Source organism: Streptomyces sp. NPDC005799 (assembly GCF_040630525.1).
GTDB classification, from domain to species: Bacteria; Actinomycetota; Actinomycetes; order Streptomycetales; family Streptomycetaceae; genus Streptomyces; species Streptomyces griseorubiginosus_B.
This window is the reverse complement of record NZ_JBEXXQ010000038.1, coordinates 17,050-33,473: the sequence shown is the minus strand read 5'-3', so window position 1 is coordinate 33,473 and position 16,424 is coordinate 17,050. Positions and strand designations below refer to the sequence as shown.

At 67.6% G+C, this 16,424-nt stretch carries 15 protein-coding genes and 2 pseudogenes; 8 read left to right on the top strand and 9 right to left on the bottom strand.

Annotated elements, in window-relative coordinates:
• Nucleotides 1-312 precede the first annotated feature (312 nt).
• Nucleotides 313-495: pseudogene (locus ABZ453_RS32305) on the top strand (reverse transcriptase N-terminal domain-containing protein); the annotation flags it as partial.
• An 81-nt stretch (nucleotides 496-576) separates the two neighbouring features.
• Here the strand turns inward: ABZ453_RS32305 and ABZ453_RS32300 are convergent.
• Nucleotides 577-1,107 (bottom strand): hypothetical protein, encoded by a 531-nt coding sequence (locus ABZ453_RS32300; protein WP_359020468.1) that lies wholly within the window; start codon nucleotides 1,105-1,107, stop codon nucleotides 577-579.
• Between the two features lie 591 nt (nucleotides 1,108-1,698).
• On the opposite strand from ABZ453_RS32300, the gene ABZ453_RS32295 reads away from it, so the two are divergent.
• Nucleotides 1,699-2,733 (top strand): Ig-like domain-containing protein, encoded by a 1,035-nt coding sequence (locus ABZ453_RS32295; protein WP_359020466.1) that lies wholly within the window; start codon nucleotides 1,699-1,701, stop codon nucleotides 2,731-2,733.
• A 545-nt stretch (nucleotides 2,734-3,278) separates the two neighbouring features.
• On the opposite strand, the gene ABZ453_RS32290 is transcribed toward ABZ453_RS32295, so the two are convergent.
• Together ABZ453_RS32290 and ABZ453_RS32285 are read right to left on the bottom strand one after the other, a co-directional pair.
• Complete coding sequence (locus ABZ453_RS32290; protein ID WP_359020464.1) at nucleotides 3,279-3,995, bottom strand: hemerythrin domain-containing protein; 717 nt, start codon at nucleotides 3,993-3,995, stop codon at nucleotides 3,279-3,281.
• A 136-nt stretch (nucleotides 3,996-4,131) separates the two neighbouring features.
• Nucleotides 4,132-5,595 carry a DHA2 family efflux MFS transporter permease subunit gene (locus tag ABZ453_RS32285; RefSeq protein ID WP_359020462.1) on the bottom strand — a complete coding sequence of 488 codons (1,464 nt, stop codon included), beginning with the start codon at nucleotides 5,593-5,595 and terminating at the stop codon, nucleotides 4,132-4,134.
• A 102-nt stretch (nucleotides 5,596-5,697) separates the two neighbouring features.
• Between ABZ453_RS32285 and ABZ453_RS32280 the strand changes: the two genes are divergently transcribed.
• From ABZ453_RS32280 to ABZ453_RS32270, 3 genes are all read left to right on the top strand, one after another.
• Nucleotides 5,698-6,306: a TetR/AcrR family transcriptional regulator gene (locus tag ABZ453_RS32280; protein ID WP_359020599.1), complete on the top strand. Its 609-nt coding sequence runs from the start codon at nucleotides 5,698-5,700 to the stop codon at nucleotides 6,304-6,306.
• A 206-nt stretch (nucleotides 6,307-6,512) separates the two neighbouring features.
• Nucleotides 6,513-6,686 carry a Scr1 family TA system antitoxin-like transcriptional regulator gene (locus ABZ453_RS32275; protein ID WP_359020460.1) on the top strand — a complete coding sequence of 58 codons (174 nt, stop codon included), beginning with the start codon at nucleotides 6,513-6,515 and terminating at the stop codon, nucleotides 6,684-6,686.
• 27 nt (nucleotides 6,687-6,713) lie between these two features.
• A complete protein-coding gene (locus tag ABZ453_RS32270) occupies nucleotides 6,714-7,214 on the top strand; it encodes a hypothetical protein (RefSeq protein ID WP_359020458.1) in 501 nt (166 codons plus the stop codon).
• A 122-nt stretch (nucleotides 7,215-7,336) separates the two neighbouring features.
• Here the strand turns inward: ABZ453_RS32270 and ABZ453_RS32265 are convergent, their stop codons facing one another.
• Nucleotides 7,337-10,027, bottom strand: coding sequence for an RICIN domain-containing protein (locus ABZ453_RS32265; protein ID WP_359020456.1), 2,691 nt, complete (start codon nucleotides 10,025-10,027; stop codon nucleotides 7,337-7,339).
• 280 nt (nucleotides 10,028-10,307) lie between these two features.
• Here ABZ453_RS32265 and ABZ453_RS32260 point away from each other — a divergent pair.
• Nucleotides 10,308-11,135: pseudogene (locus ABZ453_RS32260) on the top strand (IS5 family transposase).
• A gap of 491 nt (nucleotides 11,136-11,626) precedes the next feature.
• On the opposite strand, the gene ABZ453_RS32255 reads toward ABZ453_RS32260, so the two are convergent.
• Both ABZ453_RS32255 and ABZ453_RS32250 read right to left on the bottom strand, forming a co-directional pair.
• Complete coding sequence (locus tag ABZ453_RS32255; RefSeq protein WP_359020454.1) at nucleotides 11,627-12,049, bottom strand: hypothetical protein; 423 nt, start codon at nucleotides 12,047-12,049, stop codon at nucleotides 11,627-11,629.
• A complete protein-coding gene (locus ABZ453_RS32250; protein ID WP_359020452.1) occupies nucleotides 12,046-12,441 on the bottom strand; it encodes a hypothetical protein in 396 nt (131 codons plus the stop codon). Before ABZ453_RS32250 ends, ABZ453_RS32255 begins: the two co-directional genes overlap by 4 nt.
• A 683-nt stretch (nucleotides 12,442-13,124) precedes the next feature.
• Between ABZ453_RS32250 and ABZ453_RS32245 the strand changes: the two genes are divergently transcribed.
• The gene (locus ABZ453_RS32245) at nucleotides 13,125-13,382 is read left to right on the top strand and encodes a DUF6207 family protein (protein ID WP_359020450.1); all 258 of its coding nucleotides are present in this window, start codon (nucleotides 13,125-13,127) and stop codon (nucleotides 13,380-13,382) included.
• Nucleotides 13,383-13,391: 9 nt separating this feature from the next.
• On the opposite strand, the gene ABZ453_RS32240 is transcribed toward ABZ453_RS32245, so the two are convergent.
• The 3 genes from ABZ453_RS32240 to ABZ453_RS32230 form a co-directional block, all read right to left on the bottom strand.
• Nucleotides 13,392-14,318: a DUF4238 domain-containing protein gene (locus tag ABZ453_RS32240; protein WP_359020448.1), complete on the bottom strand. Its 927-nt coding sequence runs from the start codon at nucleotides 14,316-14,318 to the stop codon at nucleotides 13,392-13,394.
• A gap of 71 nt (nucleotides 14,319-14,389) precedes the next feature.
• On the bottom strand, nucleotides 14,390-14,596 hold the full coding sequence (locus tag ABZ453_RS32235) for a hypothetical protein (protein WP_359020446.1): 207 nt from the start codon (nucleotides 14,594-14,596) through the stop codon (nucleotides 14,390-14,392).
• Nucleotides 14,597-14,628: 32 nt separating this feature from the next.
• Nucleotides 14,629-15,603 (bottom strand): SDR family NAD(P)-dependent oxidoreductase, encoded by a 975-nt coding sequence (locus tag ABZ453_RS32230; RefSeq protein WP_359020444.1) that lies wholly within the window; start codon nucleotides 15,601-15,603, stop codon nucleotides 14,629-14,631.
• Between the two features lie 141 nt (nucleotides 15,604-15,744).
• On the opposite strand from ABZ453_RS32230, the gene ABZ453_RS32225 reads away from it, so the two are divergent.
• Nucleotides 15,745-16,239 carry a helix-turn-helix domain-containing protein gene (locus tag ABZ453_RS32225; RefSeq protein ID WP_359020597.1) on the top strand — a complete coding sequence of 165 codons (495 nt, stop codon included), beginning with the start codon at nucleotides 15,745-15,747 and terminating at the stop codon, nucleotides 16,237-16,239.
• Nucleotides 16,240-16,424 lie beyond the last annotated feature (185 nt).

Below are 16,424 nucleotides of genomic sequence, written 5' to 3'. Positions count from 1 at the left end.
GGAACGGGGATGTCCGTGGCGGGAGCAGGACGACCCGAGAAGCGAATGCCGGTGGCCGAAAGGCAGCAGGAAACCGGGAGCCCGAGGCTGACTCCTCCGTCAGCGGCACCCGCATAACTGGCCGGATAGGAGCCTTTGCTCCGGTCTGAAAGGGTGCCGGCGCGGGTCGGGTGAGCCTGCGAGGAACGATGATGAACGACGCGGGAACCGAGGGATGAGTTGGACACCACGGTCACGGTGGAGACGGACGCTGTCGAAACCGAGGCGGCTGTGGTGAACGGACCTGAGCACGGGCCCCTCGACTGGGACGCCGTGCAGTGGCAAACGGTTGAGAAGGACGTACGGCGTCTGAGGCAGCGGATCCTCGCGGCATCGCAGGCCGGGGACCTTAAGAGGATCCGTAACCTGCAGAAACTGATGCTCCGTTCACGTGCCAACGCGCTGATGGGCGTGCGGCGGGTGACGGAGGTCAATGCTGGCCGCAAGACGGCGGGCACCTTGGAGAGGCCGCGTGCAGCAGCACACCGCCGCCGACGGCCGGGGCAAGCGTGCACAGGGCGGCGGAGATCCGGGGCTTCACGAGGGGAGTGCGCAGACCTCGGCCGACCGCAGGCGGCGCACGAGCGCGTAGCCGAGGAGGGCGACGGAGGCCAGGGCCAGCACCGGCTGCACTGGCGCCCAGTACGACAGCGCGCCGCTCACGCCGATGGCCAGCACCACCAGCTTGTTGCAGATCGGGCAGCCGACGGCGAGCGTCGACCCGATACCCCCGAGCAGGGCCCGGGCGGTCAGGGGGCGCTCGGCGGCCCGCTCCTCCCGGGATCGGACCTCCCCGGACGCGGGATTCCAGGCCGCTTCACCGAGCGGTATCAGAGAGCTGCCGACCTGCGCGGGAAGCGCCGCGGCGCGGGGGCGTACATACGTCGCGACCACGAGTCCCTCCAGGACGGAACTGAACGCCCACACCGGGTAGTTCCACCACAACACCGGAGTCATCCGAGTGTAGAAGGGCGTCGAAACCACCCCCGTGGGCACGCCGATGACGAGTGCTGCCAGAACGGTGACCGCGGCGGCCACCAGCCATCGTCGGAGAGGCCATGTGCGCACAGTGCTGTTCCTCCAAGGGCGCAACCGTCCGCCGCCGCGGGGCCCAGTGCGTGAGAGGGACGGGCGGCGCGGGTGCCAACGGTGAGCCGTCATCTTAGTCTGCGAACTGACTTCGTAGAAACGTGGGTTTGGTGTCTGGTATGAAGTGCACCCCCAATCCGAGCAGTCTTTTCGGTCGCCGCGAGCCCTGTGCCCGGTGGCTAGATGTGCCTGCCCATGGTTGGTCTGTCGATCGCTGTCCCGTTCGAGCGTTGCGGGAGGCCTGTCCGCGACTCCATCATACCCGCAAGTGAATTAACGCACTTAGTAGAGCTCATGGGAACCCAGTGAGGGCCGTTGTGCGTCTACTAATTGACTTAGTTCTAATGTGAACGGAGGACGGCAGTGCAGCACAGCCGACGCGGCCCCCTGGCACCCGCAAGCCCACCAACCCGACGCAGGCGGCTCGGGTACGTCGCCCTCGCCGTAGCCGGACTTGTCACGCTGGCGGCGTGCAGTCAGGGTGCCTCGGCATCGGACGACTCGAAGGCGAGGGACGGAGGGGCGACCCCAGGCAAGGCGACGCGGTCAGCGGCCGTCTCGCTCTCTCCGGTGGTGAAGGGCGACGAGGTCATAGCTGACGAGCCGCTTGTCGTGAAGGCCCAGGACGGCAAGCTGTCCTCGGTCACCGTCGCCACTCGCGACGGCAAGACCCTCGACGGCAACGTGTCCGCCGACGGCGGCACCTGGACCTCGGCCCACGGCACGGCGTACGGCACCACCTACACGCTCAAGGCCGAACTCACCGCCTCCGACGGCACCAAGGTCTCCCGCAGCAGCAGCTTCACGACGGTGAGCAAGAAGGACATCTTCGTCGGCACCTACAACGTGAATCCGGGCTCGACCGTCGGCGTCGCCCTCCCGGTGTCAGTGGTGTTCAACAAGCCCATTCACGACAAGGCGGCGGTCGAGCGGAGGCTCAGCGTCACCTCCTCCTCGGAAGTCGAGGGCTCTTGGAGCTGGTTGAAGGACCGGGACGGCAAGGACCGCGTGGACTACCGGCCCAGGGACTACTGGAAGCCGGGTACCAAGGTGAAGTTCAGGATGGACCTGGTCGGGGTGGAGAACGGCGACCTGGTCGGCACGCAGAAGCGCGAGATCGATTTCACTGTCGGCAAGTCCGTCCTCACCACGGTCGACGTCGTCAAGAAGACGCTGCGCCTCAGCGAGAACGGCAAGGTGGTGCGAACCATCCCCGTCTCCACCGGCAAGAAGACCTTTGAGACCTGGAACGGCACCATGGTCGTGCTGAGCAAGGTCCCGAGCATCCGGATGAACTCGTCCACGGTCGGCATCTTTGGACCCGAGGCGTACGACCTGGGCTCGGTCAAGTGGGATGTTCAACTCACTCCTTCGGGTACCTACACGCATGCAGCTCCCTGGAACGAGGGCAAGTTCGGCAGGGTCAACGGCAGTCACGGTTGCATCGGGATGAGCACCGCCGACGCCAAGTGGTTCTTTGATCGCGTGAATTACGGCGACCCGGTCACCGTCGTCAAGTCCAAGGACACCGTGGCGACCAACAACGGGTACGGGGACTGGAACGTCGACTGGGGTGCCTGGAAGAAGGGCAGTGCCGTGAGCTGACACCGTCGGCCTGGCCCGCCGCGTCGTGGACTTGAGGCGGGCCGCGGAACGCTTCTGGCTCGACGAGGCCGCCGCACCGCCACACACGCGGTGAGCTCTTCTGCCAGCCGCTGTCCCGGGAGACTGCCGACGCAGCCCGAAGCGCCTCGCCGACCACGGCGTTCGAGTGTTTCTGGCCGCGTATGGCGTACCGGCCTCGTCAGCCTGACCGGCTCTGCCATCCCGCCTCCCGGCATCGGCGATCGGGCGGGCTCGAGCGTTCCTCGGGCATCGAGGCACCGCACAGCACTTGAAACCTTCGTTGTCGGACGGGCGCGCGGATACGCCCGTATCGTCCGACAATGGAGACCGGTCATGGGAGAGGCCGCCGCGTTGTCGCTAGGAGGTCCGGTTCCCCTGGCCGCCTAGGACACGGCTGCGCCGCGTGATCACCCTCCCTTGACGAAAAGTACTTAATAGATCTTGTTGCGCCCCCGGAGATGCCGCCCGGGGCATCTCTCGTCGGCCGACACGCCACTCGCCCTGCAGCGGATCGGCGGGCTGTGTCAGGGGCGGCGGCCTGCGAGCGCAGCGCGGAAACGGGCATATCGGGGCGCGCCGACGTATCGCCACACCAGGCCCGCGGGGCCGGGCATGTTCTTCCGTAGCCAGGCCGTGCCCCCGTCGGGTTGGGCAGCCAGGATGGCGCCGAGCATGTTCCAGCCCTGCCCCTGGGGTGTGGCCCTGCGGCCGTGCTTGCTGAACCACTTCTCCTCGGGCTGGGTCAGCACGTGCTCCATGACCGGCACGATGTGGACCTCCTCGTCAGGGAAGTGCGCGGCGAGTGCGGCACACACACCCGCGAGCGCGGCCTTGACCGGCTCGGCTTCGGCTGCCCCGGCCGAGGCCCGCCAGGGCGGCACCGCCCGGTCGAAGGCCTCAAGCTGCACGAGCATCTGGGCGTGCTGCACCTTCATCCGCTCCACGTGCAAGAAGCACGCGGGCGCCCGCGTGTCGATCATGTCCCACAGGCGGGAGTCCTCGCCCTCATGGTGCGCGTGCAGCGCGGTGGAGATCAAGTGCAGCTGCACGGCAACGGCTTCGGCATGGACGGTGTCACCTTCCCGCACGCCTTCGACAAGCGCGGTGGCCTCGTCGAAGGACTGCAGCAGCATGCGGTGGATCTCCATCATCGCGCTCGCATCGCAGGTCTTCGGGCCATCGAGCGGCGGGGTAGAGGTCATGAGCAGTCCGTTTCTAGGTGCAGCGAGAGCCACGTCCACGCTTCCAATCAAGCAGATGATGGAAGGGTGTATGGCCCTTCACGGGCGAGCCTTCATTCGTGGGGAGGAGGGACCTGCGCAGGCGACGTCACACTGGCGGTGCTGTTGCCGCGCGGAGCAGATACGCCTTCTTGTGTCAGGCGCCGGGGCGTACCGCGGCGGCCTCGACCGGTGTGCGGGCCGTACCGGGCCGGGTGACGGCCAGGGCGAGTGCTGCGGCGGCGAGGGCGACGGCGGCGGCGATCCGCAGGGCGAAGGTCAGTCCGTCCAGCAGGGCGACGGGGTAGGGCTGGTGCCGGGCGAGGCGGTCGTCGAGGCGGTCGAAGGCGAAGGTGCTCAGTGCGGCGAGGCCGATCGCGCCGCCGATTTGCAGGGTGGTGTTGACCAGACCGGAGGCCAGGCCCGACTCGCCCTCGCCGCCGAGGTCCTGGGTGGCCGCCGACAGCGCGGCTACGGCGGCCAGGCCCATGCCGGCGCCCCAGACGACGCTTGGGGCGATGAAGTAGGTGCCCACCGAGGAATCCACTTCGAGCTGCGCGAACCAGAAGAGACTCCCGCTGAGCAGCAGGGCACCGGCGATCAGCAGCGGGCGCGGACCAGTCCGCGGCAGCAGCTGCGAACACACGGCACTGGTGAGCATGATGGCGACGGCCAGGGGGAGGTAGGCCACGCCCGCCTCGCGGGCGCTGTCGCCGTGGACCTGCTGCAGGTAGAGGGTCAGCAGGAAGAAGGTGGCCAGCATGACGACGCCGAGGAGCAGGTTGACGGCATTGCCGATGGCGAGGTTGCGCAGGCGGAAGACGGTCAGTGGCACCAGCGGCTGGTGCACGCGTCGTTCGAGGAGGACGAACCCGGCCAGCAGTACGGCGCTGCTGAAGAACCCGGTCAGGACGGTCGGTGCGGTCCAGCCGTCATCCTCGCTGCGCACGACGGCCAGGACGAGGGCCACCAGGGCGAGGGTGATCAGTGTGGCGCCGGGCAGGTCGAGACGGGCGGTGCCGCTCGCGGCCGTGCGGGGGATGCGGAGCACGACGCCGGGAAATACCAGGGTTCCGACGAACAGGTTGATGTAGAAGATCCACGGCCAGCCGGGGCCGTCGGTGAGGAATCCGCCCAGGAGTACTCCGGCCGCTCCGGCGACGCCGGCGATCGCTCCCCACACGCCAAGGGCGACGTCCCGGCGGGCGCCGGTGAAGGCGCGGGTGACCAGTGACAGTCCGGCGGGTGAGAGCAGGGCGCCGCCGACGCCCTGGACCGCGCGGGCGGCAAGCAGCATGCCTGGGGAGGTCGCCAGGCCGCAGGCCAGGGAGGCGAGGCAGAACAGGACCAGGCCGGCCAGGAACACCGTCCGGCCCGCGATGACGTCGGTGAGCCGGCCGCCCAGGAGCAGTAGGCCGCCGAACGCCAGCACATAGGCGTTGATGACCCACTGCAGGTCGGAGCCGGCGAAGCCGAGGTCCTTCTCGATCGCGGGCAGCGCGACGTTCACGACGGTGCCGTCGAGCACCACCATGAACTGTGCTGCCCCGATGATCAGCAGGACCAGCCAGCCGGCACGGGCCGGGGCCTGCGGGCCGAGAACGGGGGACGGGGAAGCCATGGATCCTCCACGGACGGAATAGGCTCTCCATCAGATGCTGGAGAACGGTGTCGGGTAGAGTATCCATCAATCACTTGATGGACAACCGAGTGAAGGGTGATCATGCAGGGCGAGCGCAGGCAGCAGCGAGGAGGAAACGCCGGTGACCAGCGGCGTCTGCAGATCGTGGCGGTGGCCGAGGATCTGATCGCTCAGAAGGGCTTCGAGGGCTTTCGGGTACGGGAGGTCGCCGACGTCGTCGGCATCAACATCGCCACCCTGCACTACCATTTCCCGTCCAAGGAGGCGCTCGTCGCAGCCGTCGTGGACAGGATCGTCGGACGTCTCGACCAGGTGCCGCCCCTGCAGGAGAGCGCCAACCTCGATCCGCGTACGCACCTGTCGCGGCACATGGGAGTCGTCCTGGACCAGTTCGACGACAACCGGCAGCAGTTCGTGGTCCTCAACGAGCTCAACACCCGCGCGGTGCGCGACGAGACGGTGTGCGAGACGCTGGCGGCCAGCGACATCGCGTGGCGGGAGTACCTCGTGGAGATCCTGCGCGCCGGCCGGGATGGCGGCCACTTCCGCGCCGACCTCGACCCCGAAGCGGCCGCGACCCTCGTCATCGGCTTCCTCAGGAGCCTGCTCTTCCACCCCGCAGCGAGCGCCGACACCGCGCGCCGCGCCGCGGACGAACTGTTGCGCTGCCTCACTCCCCCGCCCCTCTGACGGCCGCCCCCATCAATGAGGGCAAGCGGCCGTTGGCGCAGGCATGGCTTCGACTGTCACCCACCGCCTGCAGGGCCTCGAGACGCATACGCGGTCCTGGCGCCGCCAGCTGCGCGCCGGGCACCGGCCGGTGCAGGACGTCCTCACGATCGAGTAACGAACGGTCCACCGAACTGCGGGCCTGGCAGGGGTCGATGGTGGCCGGCATGCTGCACACCCCGCAGTACGCCCGCCACGTCTTCGGGCACTACGCCGAACTTCAACTGTCGCCTCGCGACGTTGAGGACGCCGTTCGCGCCCGTATCGCCCGCCAGGCGCTGCTGTACGAGCCCGGCCGGATCTTCCGCATTCTGCTGTGGGAAGCGGCCCCCGTCCTCTGATTCTCCGCTCTCCCTAACGTGCTGGTCATGGCCCACCCGAGGATGCGGTTCACCGCCGTGTACGAGGCCGGGGAGGCGTGGCTCGCCGACTGCTCCACGCACCCGGACTTCGTTCGCGAGGCCTGGCATGTTGAGGCCCTCGCTCCCATCCCCTCCGGTACAAGGTGGCTCGCGGCCGAAACGCTGCTCGTCACCGGCATGCAGGCACGCAGCGGGATCAGTGAAGCGCACCGCGGGCCCGTGCTCGCCGATCCGGTCGTCGACCGGGCGTGGTGGCTCGTCCCCTTGAACGCCTCAGACGAACTCGCCGACCTGCGCCCCGTGACCGTGCGGCCGGTTGGATGGCCGCTGCACTGTCCGCCCACCGGCCGGCAGGCGTGCAGCCGGTTCTGGCTCACGCACCCTGACGGATCCGGTCTGAAATGCGGGACGCCCACGCCTACCGCGACGCCGACAGCTGCGATTGGAATGTCGCGCAACTATGCGTCGGCCGATTCTCAGCTCCACCGGGAATTCAGGGCGCCTTAAAAGAGGGTCGCGATAGGTCCCTGGTGTCGCCCGCCGTACGGTATGGCCGGTGCGCGGCGACGGTGGGGCGGGAGGTTCTGGCCCCCCGCCCCACCGTCTGCCGTCCTGTGTCGGTCACCCTGTCACTGGATCGTCCAAGCCTGGTTGGACTGATTCAGGGGCATGTACTGATCGATGGTGGCCCCGTTCGCGGTCGAGCCGTTGCTCACCTCCAGGATCTGCTTGCTCTCGAAGTTGCGGATCAGGTATCCACCGGTGGTCGGCTCGAAGTACCACAGCTGGTTGTTGCTGCCGTTGTAGGTGCTCTGCTGCAGCGCGGTGCCCCTCCAGTGGCTGGCCCAGCCGAAGTCGAGGACCTTGCCGCTGTTCCTGCTCACGATCTTGTTGAGCTGTCCGCTGACCGGAACGATGGTCCACTGCTGGTTGGCATTGCCCGAGTTCGGCCACTGGATGACGCTCGCGCCGTCGGCGGTGGACGCGCCGTTGACGTCCATCACCAGGCCGCTGTTGACGTTCTTGATCGAGTAGTAGGTCGACGGGTTGGTGTTCGGCGTGCCGGTGGAGTCCTCCAGCGCCCCGCCCGCCCGCTGCACAGAGAAGTCCGTGATGAAGAAGTAGGCCCCGTCGGTCTTGGCGACGCGGACGTAGCGGAAGGCCTGGCGGACGTTGATGTCACCGGTGAGGGTGGCCGCGAGCGGCAGGGTGCTGGTCTGGCGTCCCACGACGGTGTACGTGGCGAAGGACGGGTCGTTGGACACCCGGACCTCGAAGTTGCCCCGGGTCGAGGATTGGTCCAGGTCCTGGCGGGTGGTCAGGGAGAACTGTCCGAGCTGGTAGGCCTGCCCCAGGTCGACCTGCCACCAGGCCGAGGTGTCGCTGCCGGTCGGCGACCAGCCGGTCGTACCGTTGTTGTCGACGGCGTTGGAGGGCGGGGTGTATGAAGCGTAGACCGACGATGCGGACGCCGGCTTGTTGTAGGCGAGGTTGAGCTTCGTCGCCAGTCCCTGGTAGGCGGACTCGAGACCGGAGGCCTTGATGACCGTGTCGCCGGACGTCGTGTTGTTGGTGAGGGTGACGTTGGAGCCGTTGGCGTTCTGGTTGACGAGACCGTCCGTCTGCGACAGCACGTTGTTCGAGAGGGTCATGTTGTTCGACCCCTCGTCCGTGTAGAGGCCGGCCACGGCATTGCCGCAGGCGGTCGGCGTTCTCAGCACGTCGTGGACATAGTTGCCGTTGATGACGGTGCCCGGGTCGTTGGAGAGGTGGTAGATGGCGGCGGAGTCGCACAGCCGGTTCATCACGTTGCCGATCCGGTTGTAGCTGATGCTGTTGTTGCCTTCGGCGTTGGCCGCCGACTGCCAGCCCCAGCCGAGCGAGATACCCGCCCACGGTGTGTCGGATATGTCGTTGTGGTCGATGGTGGTGCTGTTGACGAAGCCCGCGTCGATGCCCGCGGTTCCGGGATAGTCCTCACCGATCTGGGTGATCAGGTTGTCCTTCACCGTGACGTTCTTGACCACCTCCCGGGCGTCCTCACCTGCCGGTGAGGTGGGCGGGTTGTAGATGGTGTGCATCTCCACGGTCGGGTCGGAGAACTTGCCGACCATGATCCCGTTGCCGGCGATGTCGTAGATGAGGTTCCCGGTCACGGTGCTGTCGTGCACGCCGTGGGACAGGTCGAGGGCCGTGGCCCCCATCTGCGTGAAGGTGTTCCCGGTGAAGGAGACACGGTCGGCGTCCGCCGCCTGGACCCCGGCCGACGGGCGGCCCACGTACTGGTGGTTGGAGGTGTCGGCGGAGATGTTGTAGTTGCCGCCCTGGCCGTTGAGGTAGCCGTTGTCGGTCGCTTCCATCCAGGTGGTCCCGGAGAAGGTGATCCCGGAGAAGCGCAGGTCGTGGACGGGGCTGTCGAGGCTGGTGCCCTTGATGTCGAAGAGTGTCTTGATCGTGGGCGCCTGCACGGAGGCCGTGGACATGTCCTCGCCGGGGCGGGGTTTGTAGTAGAGGGTCTGCGCGGCTGTGTCGACGTAGAACTCGCCCGGTTCGTTGAGGAATTCGTGGGCGTTTTCGAAGTGCAGGGGAGAGCCGTCGGAGAGCTGGGGCCAGGGGCGCGGGAAGAGGATGCCCGCCTCGTGGTCCTGGATCGACACGTTGGCGATGCCGTTGGCGGAGGTGAACGACTTCAGCCGCAGGTAGCTCTCGCCCCACTGTGTTTCCAGCATCATCTCGACCTGGCTGAGGTGGTCCCAGTTGGAGACCTGCGAGCTGAGTACCTTTAGCAGCTTGTTGGGCTTGTCGCTGCCCTGGAGCTGGAAGTCCGTGCCGACGTCGGGGAAGCGGGCCCGGGTGGCGCGGACCCCGTTGACGTACAGCTGCCGGAAGTTGAGGCTGCCCACGGACGCCTTGTACTCGCCGTTGGCCGACGCGGTCCACCCGGTGATCGCCTTGCCGCCGGTGATGACGGGCGTCTCCCCGTTGTAGGCCTGGTAGACGACCGTGTGGCCGTTCGTGCCAGAGTCGCTGGTGCCGAAGGTGATGGGGGCCGTGAGGGAGTAGGTGCCGCCGCGCAGGTTCACGACGATGTCGTCGGACATGTTCGTGTTGACGGCCCGGACCGCGGCCTGGGCGGCCTGTACGGTCCTGAACGCTGCGGCAGTGCTGGTTCCCGAGTTGCTGTCGCTGCCGTTGACCGGGTCGACGTAGAAGTTCGTCGTTGCCGCGTAGGCAGGTTGGGCAGGCAGTACGGCTGCGAAGACGACAGCCGCCGCTGCGAGCGCCTTCACTGCCCCCGCTCTGATGCGTAGGGGTCTCATCTGTGGTGCTCCTCCTCCGAACCCCGGTACTTATGAGTTGTATTTATCGGGGCGGATGCGCACACGCGTCAAGGTGATAGGCATACTTATTTTTCCTGGGTGCAACACTGCCGACATGGGGAAGTGTCAGATCTCGTCGTGCAGAGAACGATCACTGCAGCTAGAGTGACTACGAGGTGTGATCGCCGATCACTCACTGGTCCAATACTCGTCGAGTCTGGCAAGCGAGCATCCTTGATGAGTAGTACTTATTTCTCGAGATCACTGTCTTGTATGTGCGATCTCATTTGGTAGGCTCTCCGTCGTGGTCTCGATCGTTGAGCGGCTCGTGCCGGATGAGTTGTGGGAACTGTTTCAGCGGGTGGTCCCGGAGGCTCCGTCTCGTCCTCAGGGTGGCGGCCGGCGGCGGCACGGCGACCGGGAGGTGCTGGCGGCGATCGTGTTCGTGGCCACGTCGGGATGCACGTGGCAGCAGTTGCCGTCCGCGTCGTTCGGTCCGTCGGGACCGACCGCTCACCGGCGCTTCGCCGAGTGGACGAAGGCCAGGGTGTGGGCCAGGCTTCATCGCCTGGTCCTCGACGAGCTCGGTGCCCGCGGCGAGCTGGACTGGTCCCGCTGCGCGATCGACTCGGTGAACATGCGGGCGCTGAAAAGCGGTACCTGACTGACCCGAACCCTGTCGACCGTGGCAAGTGACTCGAAGATCCACTTGATGACGAAGCGAACCGGTCTGCCCCTGTCCTCCGGAATCTCGGGAGGCGAACCTGTACGACAGCCAGGCGCCAAACCCGCTGGTAACGGGTACACCGCCGATCCGCTCCCGGCGCGGACGCCGACGGCGCAGGCCGGGAAAGTTCCACGCCGACAAGGTGTACGACTCGACCACCGGCGGCGATGGTCACGTAGCCGGGGCATCGGGCACCGCATCGCCCGCAAGGGGATCGAGTGCTCGACCCGTCTGGGCCGCCACTGCTGAACCGCAGAGCGGGATGTACTGGCTCGCCGGATGCCGCCGCCTGCGCCGCCGCTCGAGCGCAAGGCCGAGCACTTCCTCGCCTTCACCAGAATCGCCAGCACTCTGATCTGCGACCGGAGACTCACCAAATGAGATCAGCTGTGATGCACTGGCTGACGGCCAAGGGCGAGGCCGGCACGCTGTGCGGACCGGCCGTGGATGTGGTCGTGAACGTTCGGAGCGCGCGTCAGCCGACCTGGAGGCCGACCGCCAGCGTCAGTTCGAGGACCTGGTGTGGCGATGCGAGGTCGGGAACAGCTCCCGCAGTTGCGACATTCGCTACCGGACCGTCTGGGGATGAACGAACAGCGCCGCCGCTACCTCCCTGTTCACCCGCCATGCCCGTGCCTTCGCGGCCCGCCACCAGTTGACGTTGATCGACGTCGATCTCGTCGGCTTCTGGCACAGCGGCACACCACTGAACAAGCTGCTGGACCTGGAAATCGGCCGCTCGGGAACCCACCGCAAGCGCCAACCCTACCGCTGAATCAGGGGATGTGCCTGAGAGTGCGGAACGTGAGCTCTTGTCCGTTTCGTGGTTGAGGTTGGGGAAGGACCGCTGGTCGCGGGTGAGGGGTTGGTCCTCAGGCGTCGGGGCGGGCGAACAAGCCGGGTTCGGGTTCGATGAGGATGCCCCGGCTGACCAGGCGTTTCAGTTTGGAGCGGATGCCTTCGGTGTTCTTCGGGAGGATCGGCAGGTCGAGGGCCTGGCAGAGGTCGCGGGCGCGCATCGGCCGGCCCGCGTCGGTCAGGGCGGTGAGGATCTGCTGGTAGGCGGGGTGGTCCGGGATGTCGGGGCGGTCCGGCCCGGTGGCGGGTGAGGGCAGCGGGAGAGTGAGGAGCGTCTTGCGGGTGATGCGCAGGTTCTCGCTCTCCGCATCGATCTCGCCGAGCTGCCGAGTGAGTTCTTCGATACTGGTCCTCAACTGCTCAGCCTGGTCGGCCAGTTCGCGCTCGCGGGTCTCGATGTGGTCCAGGATGGCTTTGACCTGTGGGTTCTCGCTCATGCGGTCCTCCAGGAGGCGAGGGGATCCCCGATCCCGGCCAGCTCGCCGGACTGCTCCGCCTGCGTCATGAGGCGGTCGACGGCCGCGCGGAACGCTGCGCGAACGGCGGCCTCCGGCACGGGCATCCCGTCCGCGAACGCCCGCAGGGCCAGATCGTCCGGCTGGCCGCCCGGCTTGGCGTTGCGGGCCAGCCAGAGCACCATCTCCTTGGCCCCGTCGGCGGGCCGGGAGGCAGTGCCGCGGCCACGGCCGAGACGCCGCACGACATTGCGCTCCACCAGCCCGCGCGCACGCCAGATGCGCAGCCGCTTGGGCGTCACGATCCCGCCGTGGGCCGCCGCGTAATCGATCAGCTCCTCGTCCGCGGGGCTGAGGGCATCAGGCGAAGGCACCCTCACACGCTAGCCCCGCCACCCGCCCGGGCGGGTGGCGTCTTACAGACCGCCCACCTTCGCTGAAAGGCCAACCCTGGCGGGAGCTTTCCTGGCGTCAGTGCCGGGCAGCGGGTCCGGCGCCGCAGCCCATGGAGGTGCTCCGCGGTGGTCACTGCCCCGTCCCTCATCTCGCTCGCCGTCCAGACAAGTGCCGGCGCCGGGCTATGGAGAGGTCTTGCCGTCCTGGCCCTGTGGGGCCTGCCCCGCCTCGTTCTCGCCGTCACGCACCTGCTGACCGTCGTCGTCGCCTTGTCCCACCGAAACAGTGCTCGCCGACGCGAGGCCCGGCAAATCCTCTTCCGGCACCCCCTGATGCGGCCCTCACGCACCCGCTCCCGCCCAACACCCGGACGGGGGCCCTCCCGACGGTAGCTCTCCCAACTTCCCGCCCCTCGGCGGCATGCAGTGATGCCGGCGCTGCGAGCGATACCGGCCGCACCCGGGGCGGGGGGAGGTGCGCCTGGTCACCAAGCAGGAGCTCGGGCGGTTCGGCCCGGCAGTCGAGCCCTGGTACGACCCGCGCCCCGGCGGCCTGGCCGGTGGAACTGGGGCGGCGGCAGCCCCTGACGGCCTGACGCTCGGTCGGGTGAAGACACCGCAGCGGCGGAACTCTCCCCGGGCGCCCGGGCGTAGTGCCGTACATGAACCCGATCAACGAGGTGCACGTGCGTGATCCGGGTCTGGTCGTCCTCGACGTCGCGGCCGCCGACGACGCTACCGCCCCGGCCTTCCAGCACCTGCTCGCCGACCGGTGGGCGACGGCGACAGCGGAGCACACGATCCGCGACGCGGGCGAGCCCGGTGTGCGGCTGCGCTGCTACCTGGACTTGAGGCAGCCGGTCGGCTCGGATGATTCGGCCCACGTGCCGCCGCAGGTCTTCACAGAGGTACAGCGATGACATCGCCTGTCACGCCGTGTGGTCCCCGGCCGGTCGGCGCTGTGCGGCGCATTCCACGAACGGCTCCAGGCCGCTCTCCGGGTGCATGTACACATAGCGGTGCGCGGCGTGGACCTGCACGGCGTTGAGGCGGTCGACGAACGTCTGAGGGACGGTGAGCATGACGTCCTCGGTGCCCAGGGACAGCAGGTGCTTCGGGCCGATGGGAAGCAGGAGGGTCTGGGCGTCACCGAACGCCATGCCGTAGATGGTGCGGCTTTCCTTCACACACACGGTCAGGGCCGGGTTGTCGCCGATCAGGAACTGGCCCGTCTCGGGCGTGACCACCTCCAGCCGCCGCGTCGACGCCAGGTCCCGCATTTTGTGGAAGGTGTCCTCGATGCTGGTGCGGAAGAGCTTGCCACTCTCGCGGTCGCGCATGATCGTGGACCGTTCGATGAGACGCTCAGCGAAGGCCCCCAGGGCAGCCGGGCCGGACAGATACAGGCCCGTCTCGCGCAACGCCTCGAGACGCAGATGCTCCGGGTACAGGGTGATTACTTTGGCGACCAGGCGCGTACGGGCCCGCTCCACCGAGTTGGTGTGCACATCGCGGTAGTGGAGCGACCGGACGTAGTGGAGCACGACCAGGTCGCGCAGCACCTCCACGTGAAGCGGGTCAGCGAACGGAGTACCGGCGCGCACAGCGGCGAGCGCCGCAGGCACGCGCCTCTCCACGTCACCCCAGAGCGTCTCAACGGATGAGGAGTCGACGGCGACGAAGTTCTCGACCCAGCCGCACCGGCTGGTGGGCATCCGCTTGTGCACGCGTCCGGGATGGTGCAGGTCGAACGGGAGCAACTGCCGGCTGCCGCCCTTCGGCTCCGGCACCGTGAACTCTTTGAGCAGGACCCGGGATACAAGGTGCTGCCGCGACGTCTGCTGCGCTGTTCCCACACGCCGAATTGTGCCAAGTACCCCTCACCGCCCGCCAAGAGTTTCCCGGCTGCCGATCTCAAGGTCACCGGTCAGCGCAGCCGGACCACGGTGACGAACGCGTGCCGGGTCGGGCCCAACACGACCTGCACCACCACATCACTGGTGGCGGGCGTGTAGGGGCCGCTGGCTTCGTGAACGCCGGGGCCGCCGAGGTGCTCATCACCCAGGACATCGACGCGGCCCTGCAGATGTAGCTTCGACGTCGCCAAGCAACCGGCGAATATGCGGGAATCCATCAGTCTCACTGGGCAGTTCGCGGCCGTAGCGGTCAGACGCGAAGCAGGTCCGTCGAGACCGTCCAGAGGCGCTTGGCGATGGCCGGATCGAGCGCCCATTCCTTGACACCGTGGGGATGCTGCGTGAGGTCGGCGTCGTTGGTGACGGTGTAGGCCTCTTGCGCATCGTCGAGGTAGTGGCCCCCGGAGTGCGCGAACTCCGGGGCGACGGCCGCAACCATGCTGGTGGCAGCCCCCTGCTCGACCGTTTTGTACGTGAAGACGCCAGCGGCTTCGGCCGCGTCGAGCGATTCCTTCTGTTGCGTTGTGAAGTTCCGCTGCAGTCCCGTCGCGACACCGCCAGGATTCACCGCATTGGCAGTGATGCCGTCGGACGCCCAGCGGCGCGTCGCCTCGACGGCGAAGAGAGAGTTCGCTGTCTTCGACTGGGCGTAGGCAATCTGCGGATCGTAGCGGCGGCGCTCGAAGTGGAGGTCGTCGAAGTCGATGCCGGCACGCATGTGTGCCGTCGAGCTGACCGAGACGATACGGGCTCCGTCGCGCTCTGCCGCCCCCAGGGCCAGGGCGTCACGAAGGCCGGTGGCGAGGGCGAAATGGCCAAGGTGGTTCGTCGCGAACTGCAGCTCCCAGCCCTCGCGTGTGCGCTCGAGGCCGCCAGTGACCACGCCCGCGTTGTTGATCAGCAGGTGCAGCGGGCGGCCGCACCACGCGTCAACGAATCGCCTGACGGTGCTCTTGTCGGCAAGGTCGAGCTGGACGGCTCGGGGCCGTATCCCTCCGGTCGACTTCTCGATCGACTCAGCGACGGCGTCCCCCGCCGTCGTGTTCCGGACGGCGAGCGTCACCTCCGCCCCGGCAGCGGCCAGGGCGCGGGCCGTCTCGATCCCGATTCCGGAGGAGGCTCCCGTAACGATCGCACGGACGCCGGTGAGGTCGACGTCCCGCAGTACCTCGTCCGCAGTGCTGGAGGCGGTGAAGGGCGTTGAGATGGGTTCACAAGTAGTCACGACAGGGACTATACATACTAGTCTTGAGTTGTATAGTGAGACTCGTGCTCGTATGCTCGACCCATGAGCAGCCCCGATGCCGACCAGCCGCCGTCGACAGTCGCCGACACCGACCGCCGGACCATGGTTCTGGACTCCGCCATGGTCACGTTCGCGCGATTCGGTTACCGGAGGACCTCGATGGAGGAGGTGGCGCGTGCGGCCGACATCTCCCGGCCCGGGCTGTACTTCCTCTTCTCCTCGAAAGAGAGCCTGTTCCGCGCCGCCGTCACCCAGGCATTGGAGCGCGACATCACAGCAGTCGAACACGTCCTGGCCGACACCGGCCGCCCCCTTGCAGTGCGTCTCCTCGAAGCGTTCGACCAGTGGGCGGGCCGCTACATCGGCCCACTGTCGCGCGATGTCGCGGTGGTCATCGAAAGCAACCCCGCCCTCCTGGGGGAGATCGTCGAGACCACGCCGCAACGTTTCGAGGAACTGATCACAGACGCGATCGCCCTCGAGGCAGGACAAGCGGCGGCCCACCCAGTCGCCCAGACGATGATCAGCACATCGATCGGCCTCAAGCATCAGGCCACATCACGGGACTTCTACCTTGAACGACTGAAGGTCGCCATCGATCTCCTGATGCGCTGAAGACGCCCACCGAGCCGAGGCCAGGGCCCGGCCGACCAGCCAGGAACCGCAACCACCGCGGTGCCCGGCATCACCACCCACACCCTCGAGCGGGTCGGTGCTGGCCCGGGTGCAGGAGATCGCCGCGCTACGGGCGGAGCTCGGAAGGCAGGGCGTCGGCGATCCAGTTGGTGGCGCCCTCCCTC